Source organism: Afipia birgiae 34632 (assembly GCF_000308295.2).
GTDB lineage: Bacteria > Pseudomonadota > Alphaproteobacteria > Rhizobiales > Xanthobacteraceae > Afipia > Afipia birgiae.
On record NZ_HG326654.1, the window covers coordinates 730098 to 747288 of the forward strand.

Consider the following 17191-nt stretch of genomic DNA (forward strand, 5'->3'; position numbering starts at 1 on the left):
GGTTGTGTTGGCGCAATAATGCAGCTCCCACGCACCGGGCGTATTCACTTACGCTGAAAAAATGCCAACAGCGCGATCATCATCCCCGCCGCGCCCAAAGGACCGATTATGGTTACCCATGGATGCTCCGGAAAAGCGCGCTGAAGAAACATGCTGGCGAGCGTCGCAGCCAAGGAGACCGCCACCAAAAGTCCCGTAAGAAAGACGATTTTTTGACCCGAGGACACGACATGACTCTTGAAAGCCGCGAAATTGCGGAAATCTGACAATTTGCGCGCCAGGCAATCCTGGCGCGCCCGGGCACCACTGTACGAGCCTGTCTTCAAGGAACTCAAGTGTTGCCCGCGCGTATGTTCCGGACAAGCACGTTAGATGACAATTTTCAGAGGCTTAGAGCATTGCATGAGCTCATCCGAAAAAGCAGCGCCGGTTGTACCTAGTCCGGTTGTCGGGAAAAGCAAGCCGCGCCTTAAGGCCCGCGGCTCATATGATCCGCACGATGAGGCCGGACAGATGACCGCAACGACCAACTGCTGTAACGTCAAAATAGTTCTTGCCATGTGAGTGTCATCCACAGTGATGGTGTGGATGACGCCCACTCCCGGCACCGGTTGTGCCAAAGTGTGATCGTTGTCAGATCCACTGAGGGGAGCCATCCACAATGCATCCTACCATCATCGGTCTTGATCTCGCCAAGCATGTTTTTCAGATTCACGGCGTCGATGCCACAGGCCAGGTTGTCATCCGCAAGAAGCTTCGGCGATCGGAGCTGATCGATTTTTTCAAGAGGCTTTCTCCCTGCCTGATCGGCATGGAAGCCTGCGGGACCGCTCACTATTGGGGACGCGAATTGTCTTCACTCGCGCACGACGTACGCCTGATGCCGGCGGCTTACGTCAAACCTTATGTCAAGCGCGGTAAGAACGATGAAGTCGACGCCGAGGCGATCTGCGAAGCGGTCACGCGGCCGACGATGCGTTTCGTTTCAATCAAAAGCGCCGAACAGCAATCAATCCTGATGCTACATCGGACACGCGATCTGTTCGTGCGCCAGCGCACTATGCTGGTCAATTCGTTGCGGAGCCAGCTTTCCGAATTCGGCCTGATTGTGCCTCAGGGCATATGGCGCCTCAACGAATTGCACGAGCTCGCACAGCGCGCATCTCGCTCCGTACTGCCGGAAGCTGCCTGGGAGTGTTCGGAGTTGATTGTGGCTCAGATCGAAGATTTGCAGATGCGCATCAAGGCGATCGAAAAATCCATCCTCGCGTGTCACCGTGCCAGCGAAATCAGTCTCAGGCTTCAAACCATCCCCGGCATCGGCGTCATCACGGCAACCGCCATTGCCGCCACCATTGCGGATCCCGGTGTATTCAAGTCCGGACGTCACTTCGCGGCCTGGATCGGTCTGGTGCCGCGACAGTTCGGATCCGGCGGCAAGGTGCATCTTGGCCGAATATCCAAGAAGGGCGAACCATACTTGCGCAAGCTGCTCGTTCTCGGCGCCACGGCTGTGATTCGCTACGCACGCAACAAGCCTGAGCTGGCGGCGTGGATCAATGCGCTGCTGGCGCGGCGACCGGCGCGGGTCGTAACCGTCGCGGTCGCCAACAAGCTCGCGCGCATTGCCTGGGCCGTCATGAGTCGCGGAGAAAAATTTCGGCAAGTGTCCTCGGCAATCGCATGAGCTGATTGAGCAAAGGCATCCGGGATAGCAGCCGCAAACGAATTGGTAGGAGCGATGACGACGTAATGGTAAGGGGTCGAGCCCAAAGATCAGGAAAACCCGAACCTGTGCTTGCGCACTACAAGCGCGTCACTGTTATTGGGACTTGGTCAGCGGACTGCCATTAGGGCCATGCGGTCGAACGTGCCGCAATCAAAGGCCGGAGAGATGACCGCAACCGACCAACATGCCGAAACGTCGAAAAAAGTTCTTGCCATGTGGGCGTCATCCAGAGTGATGGTGTGGATGGCGTCCGCTACCGGCATCTGATGTGCCAAAGTGAGTCGTTGTCAGATTCACTCAAAGGGAGCCATCCACGATGCCCACTATGATTGTCGGTCTCGATCTTGCAAAGCACGTTTTTCAAGTCCATGCGGTCGATCCGGCTGGCAAGGTCACGATCCGCAAGAAGCTCCGTCGCTCGGAAGTGCTTGAATTCTTCAAAGGGCTGCCGCCCAGCCTGGTCGGTATGGAGGCCTGTGGTACCGCGCATTATTGGGGTCGCGAGCTGACGGCACTCGGGCACGACGTGCGGCTGATGCCGGCGGGGTACGTCAAACCCTACGTTAAACGCGGCAAGAACGATGCCGTCGATGCGGAGGCAATCTGCGAGGCCGTGACCAGGCCAACGATGCGATTTGTCGAGATCAAGAGCGCGGAGCAACAATCGGGTCTGATGCTGCACCGGACACGCGAGCTGCTGGTCCGACAGCGTACTGCGCTGATCAACTCGTTGCGTGGCCAGCTCGCCGAGTTCGGGCTGATCGCGCCCAAGGGAGTTTGGAGCATTCCAGACCTGCATGCGCTTGCCCAAGGCGCAACTCCCGCCGTCCTACCCGATGCGGTCCGCAGCTGCGTCGAGCTGATCATGGGTCAGATCGACGATCTGCAGTCACGCGTACAGACGATAGAGAAGGCTATTCGAGTAGCGCACCGGGCCAGCGAGGTCAGCCTCCGGCTGCAAACAATCCCCGGAATCGGCGTGATCACGGCTTCCGCCATCACTGCTACCATCGGCGACATCAAGGCCTTCAAATCCGGGCGACATCTGGCAGCTTGGATCGGCCTTGTCCCACGGCAGTCCGGATCCGGCGGCAAGGTTTATATGGGGAAGATATCGAAGAAAGGCGACGCGTATTTGCGCAAGCTTCTCGTGCTCGGCGCCACTGCGGTGATCCGCTATTGCCGCAACAAGCCCGAGCTTGCCGGCTGGATCAACGCGCTCCTCCAAAGGCGTCCACCGCGCGTGGTCACGATCGCGGTGGCCAACAAGATGGCAAGGATCGCGTGGGCGGTGATGAGCCGCGGCGAGACGTTCCGCCAGGAAGCCTCCGCCATCGCATAAGCGGAAGCAGCCGGAAAGGGGAGGAAAGTTAGCTGCCGAGTGGGATGATCGAATTGGTGAGAGCGACGACGACGTAATGGCAACCGGTCGAGACCGAGGATTGGGATAACCCGTACCTGTGCTTGCGCAGCAAGCGCGCCACAGTGGCTGGGACCCGATCCGCGGACTACCATTAGGGCCCGCGGACATGGAATCCGCTTTAGTCGAGGCCGGAGCGATGACCGCACCCCGACCACCAAGTTGTCAAAGCGTCGAAAAAGCTCTTGCCATGCGGACGCCATCCAGCGATGCACAGGTGTGCCAAAATTTCTGATGGTCTTTTATGTGGTCCTTGAGTGGAGCTTACTGGCCTTCGACTGGCCTAGCATAGTTGTTGAGCGGACCTTGAGTGGTCTCGGATAGTCAAAACTCCCGAGTTGAACTTTGAGTTAGGGTCGCCTGGTTCTGGCAAGCACTTACCGTCCAGTGGATATTCGTAAAATTGGCTCGATTCACGTAATGCTTCGTTAGGCGCTGCTTCACCTCGCGTGTGGCCCCGTGTGTTCCTTCAATGGCTCGTTAACACGCCTTGGGTAGGCGTGGGGCCATGAAGATCGATCTAAAACGTCTGCGATCCGAAGTGAATCGGCTTAAGGCCAACCGCATCGATTCCCCAATCGGAAAGATTAAGACGGGAGCCACTGAGATCATCCGCAGACATTTCGACGAATTGGAGCGCATGCATCACGAAGACGGTGCGTCTTGGACCGAAATAGCAGCAGGCCTTGCAGCGCAGGGCGTCACGCAAGGAGACGGTCGACCTCTGACGGGCCGGCGTCTGACGGCGTTAATGCATAACATCAGGGTTCGCGCGGGAAAGCTTAGAAGCAAGGGACCCGTGCGCACCCCCGGCGAGCATCTCCCCACTCCGATCCAAAAGCTGGCCGGACGGTCGAGAAAAGCAGTTTCACTCGCCCCCGAAATGACCCGTCCTCGCGGTGAGACGCCGCCTGATCAAGCTATAAGTGAAGAAGAAATCCGGCGTGCTGAGCTTTCAAAGCACGCTCATCTCCTCCGAAAACGCTGATGCAAAGGTGGTGCAGATATTTGCGCTACACTATTTGAGGTTCGTTTTCCCCTAAGCACTCGATCCACTCGCTGCAGCATGTGCGGCATCGAAAGATTTCGCCGGCTTGCAGTACGTCGTGGGTAGTCCAGTTTAGGAGAAATAATGTGACGCGTATCTTGCTTGTTGCCCAGGAGACCGGTGGCGTCGGTAAATCGATGCTCGCCCGAGGCGTAGCCGAAGCGATCCCCGACGCCCCGATACTTGAAATCGAGTCGACGCAGCGAATTCTCGAATACGACCACGGGAACACCAAGGGGAGCAAGCGTGTTGCTCACTTTCAGGTGCGCGCGGATCGGGCTTCGATCGACCGGACCGGCGGCCAGGCCGCACGCGCCGAGTTCGATGCTGTTATCAATGCGATGGTCGCCGTTACCGTGCCCTCGATCGTCGACATCGGCGCTAATACTGCGGGCTCGTTGCTGGCTTCTTTCGACGACGAATTTGTCGGCGGTCTCGCCGAAATGGGCATCGAAATCGGCGTATTGGTGGTGGTCACGTCGGATGCCAGCGCGCTGACCGAAGGTGCAAAGCTGCTGGCGCAGTCGAGACGCTGGACAACCGCTCGCTTCGCGGTTGAGAATAGGTTGCGCGGTAATGTCGATCCCGCAATGCTGAAAAAGGTCGCGGGCGATGCTGAGATCACCACGCTGGCGAAGTGGGAATTTGAGCCGCGGACCGTCGGCTTCCTCCAGGCAACGGGTCTCTACGCCATTCCCGGACTCAAGACCTCCGATTTCCAGAAGGAATACGGATTCAGCGAAGCGCGGCGGATGGTCAGTGACCTCAAGGGCTTCCGCCTCGCGGTCATGGAAGCGGTCCACCCGGCGGCCGTGTGGCTCGTGTCATGAGCAAGCGCCTCGCAACCTTGACCAAGCGGTTCGTCGACGCGAGGGCTGACGTTGACGCGTCGAAGCGCGAGCTCCGCGAGGCCAGCGCGCGGAAACTCGCCAAGCTTCAAGCCCTGCCGGACCCGGCAGCGCGACTGGCGGGATTGAAGGATCCCGCCTTGACTCCCTACGATCGCGACCGCCTGGAGCAAACGGTCGCAAACCTCCTGCCACGTCGCCGGGTTAGGGTCCCGCGCTCGCTCGCCGACACGATGCATGCCGGCCTTCGTCACGCTCGCTACCGTTGGCGGGGCTTGGTGTTGCTCGGCTTGATCTCGATTCCCGTCATGGTGATCGCAGCGGTCGCGGCGTCCCGTACCGGCCAGTCCATGGGCATATTCAATAATAACTACAACATCTCCTGGACATTTGCTGATGGCCACACCGAGTCCATTCCCGTTCCTGCCGGCGCTGCGGTGGTCGTCGCGGGTCGCATGCCGAACGGTGATTTCCGGTTGCGGTACTGGAAGGCAAGCGATGGTTATGGCGTAGCGATCATCTCCCCGGAGACGCTCGCCCGCATCACAAAATTCTAAGTTCGGAGTAACAACATGTTCTGGAAAGTCTTCCTCCCCATCACCCTGGTGGCCTTCGCGTTCGGTTTTCCGGCAGCGGAGTTTGCCGTCCATGGCCTCGATATGTCGCTCTGGCCTGACGTCGCTCAGCGCCCCTCGGCATGGTTCTCCGTGATGGTCAAAACCTACGGCCTCGGATCGCTCTCGATCTATCGCGATATGGCGGTCGGCCATACCAACTCGCTTGGGCCGACAGGCCCGCTTGCCGCCGCATGGATACTCGCGGGACCGCTGCTCGCTTTGATCGCGTGCTTCGTACCCAATTACGGGCCTCGACGCGACCCGAAGGGCACGCATGGAAACGCGCGATGGGCAACGCGTGGCGAGCGTGCAAGCATGCGGGTCGGCCTCGAGCTGGGGGTTGATCCGGACACTAGCCGCCCGATCCGGGTCTCGACGGAGAGTCATCTTATTACTGTTGCGCCACCGCGCACCGGTAAGACGAGCGGTCTTGTCATCCCGAATCTCGCCGCGCCGGAAAAGACGGCTTGGTTCGGACCGGCCGTGGTCATGGATCCCAAAGGGGAGATCTTTCGCGCGGTCGCTGCGCGCCGCCGGCAACTTGGCCGGACCGTGCGCTGCCTCGATCCGATCGGAATCGTCGGTGGCACGGACACGTGGAATCCGCTCGCGACGCTCAATCCCAACAACGTCTTGCATCTCCAGCGCATTGCCCGCGCACTCCTCCCGGACCATGTGAGCGGCGAAGCGGTGTACTTTCAGAACAGGGCCGTCGACGTCATCGTCGGCGCCTTTCTTGTCGCATATTCCGTCAGGCAGGCGACGCCCGCGTACGTCTCATGGCTTCTCTCAGACGTCACCGAGTTCGAACGGCTTCTTAGTCCACTGGAGGGCGCCGCCGCCGCCACAGCAATGGCCGTCCTCAAGATGGATGCCAAAGGCCGCGATTCCATTTTGTCCACTGCTGCCCAAGCGTTCGGTTGGTGCGCCGACCCCAGATTGCAACACCTAACCGGCAAGAGCAGCTTTCGTCTATCCGATTTGGCCGTTGGGAACACTGATTTGTTCATCACGTTGCCGGTCGAAGATATGACCACTCTCACCCCGCTGATGCGCTGGCTGCTTTGCGAATTATTCGCTGTTGTTCGGCGGCAGCGACCGCGCGAACCGGTCGTTTGTTTTATCGATGAAGCGGCAGCGCTCGGCAGGTTCGATGAACTCGTGGCCGTCGCTGGCGAGCTTCCCGGCCACAATCTGCGGCTTTGGACATTCTGGCAGGACCGAAGTCAGATAATCCGAATTTATGGCGAAGACGGCGCAAGAACGCTTATGAACACTGCGGAGATCGCCACCTATTCCGATCTTCCCCAAATTGATCCCGACGAACGGGAGTTCATCTCGCGCGCGATCGGCGATTACACCACGATCGAATTCGTGGAAACTCGAGACGAACAGACCGGCAAGAAGTCCACGTCGTTTCAGCCGAAGGGCGTCCGCCTCTTGACCGGCGATGCCGTTGGCCAAATTCCGAGTTCTGACCACATCGTCTTCCCCAACAGCAAACGCTATCCCAAGCGACCGATGATCTTGCGCAAGACGATGCATAACGATTCCAGGTTCGCCAAATATGTGGTGTTAAGGCGCGAGTGAATGAGAGGATTCAATCGCAATGACGCAGAAGTCCGGCCAACTGCCGCGACAAATCCAGCCTCATTTACAATTTCGGCTCGAGCGATATGGTTACCCTATCCGAACTCATCCAACCAGCTACCCACAGCAACCGTTACAAATGGCCTATCTGCCGTGTAACGCCGCGCCTCATCCAGGCGCGGCTCCCTGTAGACCGTGCAGGTAGTCCGCAGCACGCTGCGCAAGCGCGGCGGCGTTGAATATGGCACGCTTGTCGGATTTCAGAACGGTCAACCATGTGGCAAGGTAGGCTGCGTGATCGGGGCGAGGTTCGAGGGCGATCTTGAGATCGGCGCACAGGAACGCTGCACCAATCTCGGCGACGAGTTCTTCGCGGGCATAGGCATGATCGGCGAAGCGCTTACCGAGATCGCGATCGCAACGGTGTGCCGGCGATGTCCAGTGGATCAGTTCGTGCAATAAGGTTGCATAATATCCCTCTGCGGCCGTTGACGTCGGCGTATCCTGAAATTGCCGATAAGCTGGCATTTCGATGCGATCCAGCGAGGGAACGTAACATGCTCGGTTGCCCCTGTGCTGGATGTGCGCGCTTGTCGCGGTTACGAAGGCGTCGGCACGGTCAACGCGCCCTGAGACATCGATCGCAGCGACCTCTGGAACGGTATTAGGCATGTACTGGAGGGGCAATCCATCGATCTGGTCGACGTTAAAGACCGTGTAGGCCCTGAGAAGCGGTACGGTCCGCATATTGTCTTCATCAGTCGAGGCGTCCTCGTTGGGAAGCTGGATTGGCTTGGCATAGACGATGGTGGTGCCGCGTTCGCCCTTTCGGATCTGTGCGCCGAGCGACTGTGCCTGGCGATAGGTCATCCAGGTGGAAGATGTGTAGCCGTGATCGGACGCTTCTGACCACAGAATGAGAATATTGATCCCGCGATAGGGAGTGCCGTCGTGACGCAACGGCCGGATAACACTGGATGCCGATGATGTAGTGGTCCAGGGTTTGGTCCACGGACGTGCCCCCTGTTCGAGGTCGCGGATGATGGTGTCGGTGATGCGTTGATAAAAATCGGCGCGCGGGTTCGTGCTGATGCTCTGGGTCATCGGCGTGGCTTTCAATGATGGGTTGAAGAGACCGGCGCGGCCGTCGGGCGACCGCGCCGTGCTGCGGTCAGTCGGCGCTGCGGCGCGACCAGATCAAGGAGTGGTTCTTGTCTTCGCCTTCGATCATGTTGGCGAAGATCGGCGCGGCAAATGAAGGATCGTCGAGTCGAACCGAGAGATATTCGCGGCCGTTCTGCGCGGTCTTCTTCCAGGCAGCCCCAAACTCGACGGCACCGGCGAGGATTCGATAGTCGGGAGCCTTGTCGCTCTCTTTCTCGGCCGGGACGAACTTGGCTTTGACGTTGAGGCTCAGCGTTTTCACCGCACCTGCAAATCCGTCGTCGCTCTTGGTGAAGGTTCCGATGGTCGCCATGATCCATTCTCCTGTTTGCTGTCGGGCTCGCGTGATTGCAGCCTCGATGACGGTCCTTGCGCCGGGAGGCGATCGACCTGCACCGGGACGGCCGAAGCAAAGCGGAGGACGGCGGAGGGCTGGCTTTTTTGACTTGCGCGAGGAGCCAAGCGCAGCGCGGCGGGGAAAAAAGCCAGACGCCGCCGTTGCAGGGAAACGATCGGGGCCTTCGGCCCTTTACGTCTCGGCGATACCGTCCATCGTCAGAGGCTGCACACCTGCGTGACCGATCCGGGCAAACGGACGAATGATGGCGATCTGTATACCTTCATGATCGCGACAGGATGCTGGTGAGACGGGAGCGCGAGCACCGTCAAAGATCGGACCTGCCGACACTCAGACAAGGCACCGCGACTGAGACTGAGGGGTGACGGCGATCAGGCCAGCCTGACCGGAGCTGCACATCGGCTGCGGATTCGTGGACCAACTCGTCGGCTTATGATCACTGTCTGATGACACGATCGGGGGGCAACGAGAACGACTCGCACCCTTGGTCGGCAGTTTCAGCAACACCGGCATGCCGGCATCGCGGTCGTCCGACAGGCAGCCGGACACCCAAAATTGTGATGAGCCGATGCATCACATCAGCTTGCAAAAACCGCCGACTCAGCCGTAGATTTTGCAAAGGCTTCAGACACCTTCGACCTGTCGCCGGGTCAAACGTCCTTAAGACATTCCCTCACACCCCTGCATCTCATCCTGCGGGCTGCTGCGTAATCGGCGAACGGCAATGCCCCATTCAGGAGGATGCACATGTTTGTGCTTCGGATACCCGTCACACGATCTCACCTTGACGCCCTCAAGGGCGGTCTCACCAAGGTTTTGCCGGACGTAAAATCCTCGCACCGTGTCGAAGCCTTGGGACGCGGGCTTGGGTTTAGGACCTATGCGGCCTTGCGCGCGGCGGCTATCTCGCCGAACATGGCTTCGAGGTCGATCCCGCCCATCTCTATCGCGCAGCCGCCCAAGTCGCGATCAATGGCGTCCTCGACAAAATGCCGCGACTTTCGATCCACGGTATCGGTTTGGGGCGACCTCAACGCAATCAAGACAAGACCTGGGAGACCCCTCAGCAAAGTTACGCGAAATTCGTTGAACGGCGGCAGGAATGTCAGGGATTGCATGCGGCCGAAGAATTTCTGTTGGCTCTGGCACTGCTATCTCGCGTCCAACCGACCAAGACCGTCACGTCAGGCAGCGGAAGCTATCGGCTGAAACACATCGCGGAGAATTATGCCTGCACCTACCCCGAGGGCGGCAAACTCGGACCGCGATCTGTGGCAAATGGCATGCTGATCGCCGCCGCCGTTCATATGGGCTTTAGGTACAAGACGCATGTCGACGACCTCGGCTACGACACGCTGAATGCAACGTTCAATATGTCGAAGCGATCGATCGACGATCTTGATTTTGAAATCCGACCCAATACCGGGTTCGCGCATGATCGAATTCGACGACAACAATTGAAGCGGGCAAGAGAGGTCTTTGCGTCTATGCGGCAATGACGCAAAGCGGCGTCGAAAGCCGGAGAATGGGCTGCTACCATAACCACTGTTCTTCACAGGGCAAACGCGTCGACCGCGCGCGACAAGCGCGCGGTCGATTTTTTGCGATTTCCAGCTATTCGGCTGCGAGGTTGTAAGCGCCTTCGTCGGCCAACGACTCACCATTTTGGCTGATTTCAATGTCCAGCATGCTCCCGGCTATCGACGTGCGCATCACTGTCGGAAGCCAACCCGTCCCGGCAAGAAGGTGCTCGGCGGCTTCCGCCATCGCATCCTTCTTCATGCTGGCGATACGCTCGGCGGCCTCGACGCCAGCCGCCTCGCGAACGGCTGATATGATGCCGTCCTTGGTCACCCGCGCAAAGTAGCTCCGAGCGGCTGGTGACCAATGCTTGGTCATGTCGAGACCGACTGCGGTTGCAATGATGTCCGCCGTCGCCCACGCGCGGGGCTTCTTTTCCCAAGGCACTTTCACCGCGAATACCGTGAGCGCAGCACAGTGTGCAAACAGCGCCATCCGGCTGTCGTGGTCGAGCGCCACGACGAAATCCCAGAGATCGGATGGGAACTTCGGCAATTGCGCCGCCAATCGGTGATGACGATCCGCCAGCGCCTTGGCCGCTTCCGTGTCCTCGATTCCCTCTGCATGCGCCGCGAGCCCGGCACTGTTGGGACGGATATCGAGGCATGACACGTCTTGCCGGAAGAACGTCTGAGCTACCATCGCATGGATGACAGCGATAAGGGCTATGTCCGGCTGCTCGCCAAGGGCGAGCCGCAGACCGAGCGTCCGATGCGCCGTCAGGTCGCGGATGAGAGTATCGGACAACAGCTTGCCTGTCGTCGCCTCGTCCTCCTTGTCGGCGGAATGAGGACAACCGTCCTCGCTGCCATGGATGGTGTCACCCTCCCCGGCCATGCCGTCATCCTCATCGGTGCCATTATCATTCAGCAATTCGTCCTCGCGACGAATAAATCCTCGCTCGATCCTGAGCGATCCGTCATGGTTCAAGATCACGAACACGCCGGATCGAGCGATCACTTCCGGCGTGTAGACCAAGCGTTGGGCCTCTAGCCGCTCTATCTCGGCTTCGAGTTCACCAAACCGCTCATCCACGTCGTCAGAGAGTTCTTCCGCGCTCTCATGTTGTTCCGAAAGCGTAGCGAATTCCGCCTGCGCCACTTCATATGCCGCCGTATCTTCCGGCGATAGTTCGACCGTGTCCGGATAGGCCCGCCGCAGCCCGTGCGAATGAGGATAGTCAAGAAAGGCTTCCGCCCATTTCCAGCCCTCCGTCTCCGCGACAGCAACGGCGATGCCCTCCAGCTTTTCTTTTCCTTGGTGAGCCGGTCCAGAAGGACGACATCCTCCAGATATCCGTCCTGATCTTCGGAGAATAAATCTCGCAAGATCGTGCCGCCTGCCGCTTCATAGGCCTCCAACCCGACAAAGCGCGCTCGGCGATCCCGCGCCGAAATGTTGGCCTCCGTCAGCAACCGACGGATCGCGTACGGCTCGCGGTTGTGGCTGAGGCGTTCGAAGGCAGCCTCCTGCCGCTCACGATCTTCGGTGATCGCAAACGCCATCAATTGCTCCAACGTCAGACCGCCATCGCGATAGATTTGCATCAGGTTTGGCGAGACCGAACCAAGCCGCAATCGCTGGCGCACGACATGGGCGGTCACACCGAAGCGCGCCGCGATTTCTTCCGCACCATATCCCTTTTCTTCGGCGAGATATGTGAACACCTCGAACTGGTCTGCCGGATGCATGTCGGTGCGAGTGACATTTTCGTCGAGGCTGATTTCTCGCGGGTCGTTCGCGGTGTCGAGAACGCAGCGGATCGGCTCCGATTTCTTGATCTGCTTGCGTTTGGCGCGCAACAACTGCGCCAGACGCCGCCCCTCGCCGACGGTGACGAGATAACAGCCGGTTTCGACGCCTTCGGCATCGACCTCGGGTTCGACCACAAGATTTTGCAGCATTCCCTTCGCCGCGATGCTCCCCGCCAACGCCTCGATGGCGGCTTCGCCATGCGGCATCTTGCGGGCGTTCTTCGGCGACTTTTTGAGCTTGCTGAGCGGGACGAAGATTTCCATCCCGTTCTTAGCAACGGTTTCTGCTTGCTTGGCCGACATATTGATCTCCTTTCAGCTTCATGGGCGCAGAGCGCACCTCGCGCCTGCGCCCCTGCCCGTCGGCGAGACCGGGGTAGCAAGGGCAAGGGCGGCCGGGGCGGAGGGGGATCGCCCGGCCTGCACAAGCTTGTTCGGTTGTGAGCTTTCCGATCTTGTGGTCCGCGCGGAAGGTCGGGGAGACCGCCCCGGCCGGTCCCGGCTCTGCCGGGACTTCACCCTTGCCGGCGCGAGGGCGGAGCCCTTCCATGTCCTTTTGCAAGTAAAAAGATGTGCAAGGACTCTCGCCGTGCCGAAGGCACGGCGGCAGAGAACTCTTCTTTCCTGTTGGGTCGGGGGCGAAGCGCCGATGGCGACGGTCGATCAATCTTCCATTCGCGGGTTGGATACCGCATGAACGCTTTTCGTCGCGGCCTACCTCTGACTTAGCACGGGCATCGGATTGAACCGGCCCACTGGGCTCTCGAGGATTGCCTGACCTTGCGCTCCGCCCCCGGCCGAACAGGTCGGCGGATTTACACCATAGGCATCGGCGGCCTCACAGTCTGACCGATGGCCCAGACGAAGCCACTGAGTTCGCGGGCGATCGCGGTGACGACCACGGTGGGCTTCTTGCCGGCGGCTGCGAGCTTGCGATAGCGGCCGCAGAGACGAACCTGCGCCTTCCATGCAATGTCCCTTACCGGCTTCGGCTGGCGCTCCACAACGTCGGTCTTGCCCGACGAGACGCGCGGCTGATAGCGATAGCTCCAGGCGGCTTCTACCAGCATGCGGCGAGCCTCGCCGTTGCCAGCTCGGGTGATTCCGCCACGCCGGATGCGGCTGCCGCTCGATTGCTCAGACGGTACCAGGCCGAGATAGGCCATGAGTTGGCGAGGAGACTCGAAGCGGCCGAGATCGCCCACGGCCGCCACGAAAATTACCGATGAGATCAAGTCAATACCGCGGACGGTTCGCAGTGCCTCAACCAACTGCGCCATCGACCAGTCCTACAACATCGACGATATCCGCGCCTCGAGCTGATCGCGCCGACCCTAGTCGGACCATACCGCTTCAACATAATCCTGGAATACAATCTGGTGGGTGGTTTGCTCGAATGCTTGGGTCGCAAGCCAGCGCCGGTGACGCAGAGTCCAGTTCTTCTTACCTGGGCCGTAGCTCCGGCCACGACGGAGCAAGAAGGCGAGACACTGCTGACGAGCCCGCATCAGCTGCATGACGGCATCCATACGGGCGCGGACGAGATCGCGGATCGCCTCATGCACCGGATCAGGAACCCAGACCGCCGTCAGGTCGCCGAAGCGATGCTGCAGGGCCAGCTTCTGGGAATCCATCCGACACGGTACGGTGCTAACAGTTGGAGAACCGATACACCGAATTGCGATCCTTGCAACATCACGCCGGAACGACAATGACACGATTGGTGCCCAATGTTGGATCTGGTTCGCTGAATTTGATGCGCCGAATGACGTCCTCGACACAGCAATTTACGGCCGCTACATCGTATTCAACTCCCTGTGAGCCGACGATCAATCCACGGCCCGGAAAGCGCTGGCCGTCGATCTCAAAGGAGAGCCGGTGTTTGAACAAGCCTTCTTCGTCTACGTACAGGATATCTCCATGCGCAAATTCGGCAGCTATTTGAATGCAACCGCCAATCACGTTCTGCAGCGATTCCAGTGCGTCCGTCACTCCGACCAATTTGACGATACGGTGATATGGGTCGATCAGAATTGCAGGATAGCTCCGCACCGTGTGGGCGTCGTCGGGCTTGGCCGTGGCGGTCGGTCCGGAAACAGGAGGCAGTCGCGCCACGTTGAAGAACGTCGATCCCGAAGGAAGGAACGTCTCAGCGCCTTCGAGCCCTTCAGCTTCCCTGATATCGAGTTTTCGAAGATGATTAGTAAAGCCGCGGTCATGTTCGCAGGCCGCATGCCAGCAGGTCACGCATGCAACTCGCTGAAGTTCTTGCGCGAGTTTTGAGGCTGTCATGCCGGCTGCTTGCAATAGATCCGCGCTTACTGGTTCCTGATTCGGCGGACCTCCTAATGGCGGCAGAGCATCGGTGGCGATGACCTCATTGGGAGAACCCCACATCCATGTCAGAATTCGGCGGCTAAATTCACCAGGCGGCGACACCACGGCGAATGCGCGCGGTGCCGCAAGGTACTGTCCATCGGGACTCCTTTGGGTCAAAAGCGCGATGGCAGACACTTCGAATTTGCCGGCGGCCATCAACGCTTGGTCAGCAAAGTCTAAATAGACGGCAAGGTACTGAGCATTGAACATCTCTGCCTTCTCGGCCATTTCTCTCGTGACCTGCAGCTTAACAAGACCCTCTATGGTCTCTCGGTCGAATTGGAATGCCGCGACGTGGCGATCGCAATGCCCACTTTGATCAAGGAACCAGCGCGCAATCGTTGCATCGAACTCTGTATTGATATCGACGCCGCTACGAGACTGTGCGCGGATAACAGCCGCTCGATTTGCCGTCGCCATCATGGCAAGCAGTGGATTCTTCGCATGCGGTAAGTGACCCTGACCTTTGGCCACGAGATCGACTGCCACCTCGTGACCAGCATCCAACGCGAAACGATCCAACCAAGTTGCCATTTTGATGCTTTCCTCAAATTAATTGAGGCCTATGTACACGGCGCTGCTTCTTGTTGAATGAATCCAACCGATCAAATTCGACCGATCGATGCCGAACTTCGCCGAAGCCAGAATGTGCATACGAATACGTGCTGTAAGCAGCAACGACCGTTCCTGGACATGAGCGTTAGATTTTGCAAAGAACGCGAGCATCTCCGGTCCGGGTTGCGCGGCATTGGGATAGATCGAAAACACGGTGATGCGACTTCTGTTACGCGAGCCTGCGCAACGTGCAGCGCTGCTCGCGCAGATCAAGCGCTCGCGGGAGGGAGGCGCGGCAGGTCCTCCCTCCGTGCAATACGCTCACGCGATTCAGTCGATTCTTAAAATCTGATCTAACTCGCAAGTCGCCCATTTACACCTGAATGTTACGTGTGGCTCGACGTTACCCGCCCGATTGGTCGCAGTCGCGGCTTCCCCTCAATTCTCAAATCCGTTCTTTATAAAGAGAGCATCATGCAGTGCTATGACGAAGCCGGCGAACTGGTCGAGGACTTTCGGGTTTGTTTCTTTTTCGACGAAACCGATCCCCAAATTGTTCGACGAGTCGCTCTGATCCAGGGAAGGATGCTTGATCTCGGACGGACCCCGGTCGATGCCTACATTGAAGAGATCGACGATCCCTTCTGGATCAACGACAGCGATCACCTCTACATCAACTCCGGATTCGAATACGCAAGCAATTTACACGAATGGATAGCAGCACAGATCGCCGATCGCGGGCAAGCCCAGCTGAAGGTCATTGAGATCGACCCGCGGGATCTTTCCGCCTCAGGACTCCAAATTCCAGCGCGGCAAATGAGGGCATTTCAGGATGGCCAGCCGATATGGAGGCGCTCGGCTTTCTCATGCAATCCGGGTCCAGGAACAGACGGCCAATCTTCGATCTCTAGAAAGTTGCGGGACGCCTTGTACTCGTGGGTCGTGTTCTGCGATCTGTTCGCACGGCATGCGATGCGAGTCGAAAAAGACAACAAAAACTCCAAATTTTTCGGTAAGAAGGGATCGGCTATAACGAACTTCACGCGTGTGGTTTTGGGTCGGGCGTTCGAATGTGTCAGTGACATTAAGGCTTCAGAAATCGGAATATCGAAATTGCTTCTGGGCTCGTCAGCTTTTCAATTTGACAGCGCACGTAGCGAGGGACGTTCGCAATACTTCAACGATCTCTTCGCCGTTCCACCACAGAAATTGCTGACGCTCATCGGGCTGGAGATGTCTGATTTTAAGAAACACAATCGGCTTTTCGACGCGCAATTTGACTCTGACGCGTTGGTCGAATGGTCCGCCAGCATTCTTGTAGTTCTACGAATTGCGTTAGCCGCATCATCAGATTTAGATGGCAAGCGCTCGACCGTTCGCGACAAATTGATGAATGAAAAGCGGCAGGATGAGCGCGAACGACTAGCGCGTCAGTTTACGCTCGAATGGCTCAAGGGAGTCCGGGGTGTAAAATCTGATGGAAGAGAACAACGAGATATCGATCTGGAAGAACTGTTTGACCTTCAGCGGGCTGCACTCATCGCATTCGCGGCTGGCGTGGATCCGCGGGTTTTGTTTCCCTACATTTACGACGGGATCTATGATGGTGACAGACGACTTCTGAGTTCTCCGCTCTTCGCTGGTGCAGTATGGTTGGGAGAATTATTCCGCAAGCGCTATTTGCAAATGGAATACGCTCACGCCAGTCATATAGCGGCCTTTTGCAACCCTCATAGCCTCCCCCGCGAACTTCCGCTTGATCGACGAGAGGAATGGATTGCGGCTACGCGTATGATCACGTCCTTCATGACGGAGAAGGGGCTTGGCCAACTGATGGATGGCGCAAATGCCGTGCTGAACGACGGCAAGACCAGATCGGTGTTCGCAAGCGTACCAAGGCAATTGCGGGCGCCGAAGAAACCCGCCTCGATCGTCACGGTGCAAACGTCACCCTCGATCCATATTCAAATCGGCGACACGCCGCTGCCTCCACCGCCGATTATCGTAGAAGCCGGATGGTTAATTCTGCCCGGGGACTATCAAGAGGCTTGGGCCGGCAAATGCAACCCGTTCGAGCCCGATGATTTCTCCGAGCGATATCGGGGCCACTGACCGATATTTACGCTACACTATTTCAGAGTTCACTTG

Annotated in this window: 14 protein-coding genes and 1 pseudogene; 8 read left to right on the forward strand and 7 right to left on the reverse strand. The window is 58.4% G+C overall.

Annotation, left to right across the window (positions count from 1 at the left end):
• Positions 1-44: 44 nt before the first annotated feature.
• A complete protein-coding gene (locus BN32_RS22115; protein WP_040427218.1) occupies positions 45-326 on the reverse strand; it encodes a hypothetical protein in 282 nt (93 codons plus the stop codon).
• Between the two features lie 335 nt (positions 327-661).
• On the opposite strand from BN32_RS22115, the gene BN32_RS22120 reads away from it, so the two are divergent.
• The 6 genes from BN32_RS22120 (at position 662) to BN32_RS22140 (ending at position 7252) form a co-directional block, all read left to right on the forward strand.
• Positions 662-1687 carry an IS110 family RNA-guided transposase gene (locus tag BN32_RS22120; protein ID WP_019195827.1) on the forward strand — a complete coding sequence of 342 codons (1026 nt, stop codon included), beginning with the start codon at positions 662-664 and terminating at the stop codon, positions 1685-1687.
• Between the two features lie 358 nt (positions 1688-2045).
• Complete coding sequence (locus BN32_RS22125) at positions 2046-3071, forward strand: IS110 family RNA-guided transposase (protein ID WP_040427220.1); 1026 nt, start codon at positions 2046-2048, stop codon at positions 3069-3071.
• Between the two features lie 586 nt (positions 3072-3657).
• Complete coding sequence (locus BN32_RS27005; RefSeq protein ID WP_152343782.1) at positions 3658-4137, forward strand: hypothetical protein; 480 nt, start codon at positions 3658-3660, stop codon at positions 4135-4137.
• A 146-nt stretch (positions 4138-4283) separates the two neighbouring features.
• Positions 4284-5027 (forward strand): P-loop NTPase family protein, encoded by a 744-nt coding sequence (locus tag BN32_RS22130; RefSeq protein ID WP_019195823.1) that lies wholly within the window; start codon positions 4284-4286, stop codon positions 5025-5027.
• Positions 5024-5602 (forward strand): hypothetical protein, encoded by a 579-nt coding sequence (locus BN32_RS22135; protein ID WP_019195822.1) that lies wholly within the window; start codon positions 5024-5026, stop codon positions 5600-5602. Before BN32_RS22130 ends, BN32_RS22135 begins: the two co-directional genes overlap by 4 nt.
• Positions 5603-5977: 375 nt before the next feature.
• Positions 5978-7252, forward strand: coding sequence for a type IV secretory system conjugative DNA transfer family protein (locus BN32_RS22140; RefSeq protein ID WP_244438242.1), 1275 nt, complete (start codon positions 5978-5980; stop codon positions 7250-7252).
• Between the two features lie 168 nt (positions 7253-7420).
• Here BN32_RS22140 and BN32_RS22145 read toward each other — a convergent pair whose 3' ends face one another.
• Together BN32_RS22145 and BN32_RS22150 are read right to left on the reverse strand one after the other, a co-directional pair.
• Positions 7421-8356 (reverse strand): ArdC family protein, encoded by a 936-nt coding sequence (locus BN32_RS22145; protein WP_019195820.1) that lies wholly within the window; start codon positions 8354-8356, stop codon positions 7421-7423.
• A gap of 67 nt (positions 8357-8423) precedes the next feature.
• Positions 8424-8729 carry a DUF736 domain-containing protein gene (locus BN32_RS22150; RefSeq protein ID WP_019195819.1) on the reverse strand — a complete coding sequence of 102 codons (306 nt, stop codon included), beginning with the start codon at positions 8727-8729 and terminating at the stop codon, positions 8424-8426.
• 1034 nt (positions 8730-9763) lie between these two features.
• On the opposite strand from BN32_RS22150, the gene BN32_RS22160 reads away from it, so the two are divergent.
• Positions 9764-10273 (forward strand): hypothetical protein, encoded by a 510-nt coding sequence (locus BN32_RS22160; protein ID WP_152343817.1) that lies wholly within the window; start codon positions 9764-9766, stop codon positions 10271-10273.
• 115 nt (positions 10274-10388) lie between these two features.
• On the opposite strand, the pseudogene BN32_RS28285 reads toward BN32_RS22160, so the two are convergent.
• From BN32_RS28285 to BN32_RS22180, 4 genes and pseudogenes are all read right to left on the reverse strand, one after another.
• Positions 10389-12412 (reverse strand): annotated as a pseudogene (locus tag BN32_RS28285) (ParB/RepB/Spo0J family partition protein).
• 512 nt (positions 12413-12924) lie between these two features.
• Positions 12925-13389, reverse strand: coding sequence for an IS110 family transposase (locus BN32_RS22170; protein ID WP_019195816.1), 465 nt, complete (start codon positions 13387-13389; stop codon positions 12925-12927).
• A 54-nt stretch (positions 13390-13443) separates the two neighbouring features.
• Complete coding sequence (locus tag BN32_RS22175) at positions 13444-13743, reverse strand: hypothetical protein (RefSeq protein WP_019195815.1); 300 nt, start codon at positions 13741-13743, stop codon at positions 13444-13446.
• A gap of 61 nt (positions 13744-13804) precedes the next feature.
• Positions 13805-15022 carry a hypothetical protein gene (locus BN32_RS22180; protein ID WP_019195814.1) on the reverse strand — a complete coding sequence of 406 codons (1218 nt, stop codon included), beginning with the start codon at positions 15020-15022 and terminating at the stop codon, positions 13805-13807.
• 411 nt (positions 15023-15433) lie between these two features.
• Between BN32_RS22180 and BN32_RS22190 the strand changes: the two genes are divergently transcribed.
• Positions 15434-17155, forward strand: coding sequence for a hypothetical protein (locus BN32_RS22190; RefSeq protein ID WP_152343812.1), 1722 nt, complete (start codon positions 15434-15436; stop codon positions 17153-17155).
• Positions 17156-17191 lie beyond the last annotated feature (36 nt).

Excerpts from the sequence above, each read along its gene's own strand:
- BN32_RS22175 (WP_019195815.1), bottom strand. The coding sequence starts at position 13,743 with ATGGATTCCCAGAAGCTGGCCCTGCAGCATCGCTTCGGCGACCTGACG.
- BN32_RS22120 (WP_019195827.1), top strand. The coding sequence starts at position 662 with ATGCATCCTACCATCATCGGTCTTGATCTCGCCAAGCATGTTTTTCAG.
- BN32_RS27005 (WP_152343782.1), top strand. The coding sequence starts at position 3,658 with ATGAAGATCGATCTAAAACGTCTGCGATCCGAAGTGAATCGGCTTAAG.
- BN32_RS22125 (WP_040427220.1), top strand. The coding sequence starts at position 2,046 with ATGCCCACTATGATTGTCGGTCTCGATCTTGCAAAGCACGTTTTTCAA.
- BN32_RS22160 (WP_152343817.1), top strand. The coding sequence starts at position 9,764 with ATGCCGCGACTTTCGATCCACGGTATCGGTTTGGGGCGACCTCAACGC.
- BN32_RS22180 (WP_019195814.1), bottom strand. The coding sequence starts at position 15,022 with ATGGCAACTTGGTTGGATCGTTTCGCGTTGGATGCTGGTCACGAGGTG.
- BN32_RS22140 (WP_244438242.1), top strand. The coding sequence starts at position 5,978 with ATGCGGGTCGGCCTCGAGCTGGGGGTTGATCCGGACACTAGCCGCCCG.
- BN32_RS22150 (WP_019195819.1), bottom strand. The coding sequence starts at position 8,729 with ATGGCGACCATCGGAACCTTCACCAAGAGCGACGACGGATTTGCAGGT.
- BN32_RS22135 (WP_019195822.1), top strand. The coding sequence starts at position 5,024 with ATGAGCAAGCGCCTCGCAACCTTGACCAAGCGGTTCGTCGACGCGAGG.
- BN32_RS22170 (WP_019195816.1), bottom strand. The coding sequence starts at position 13,389 with ATGGCGCAGTTGGTTGAGGCACTGCGAACCGTCCGCGGTATTGACTTG.
- BN32_RS22145 (WP_019195820.1), bottom strand. The coding sequence starts at position 8,356 with ATGACCCAGAGCATCAGCACGAACCCGCGCGCCGATTTTTATCAACGC.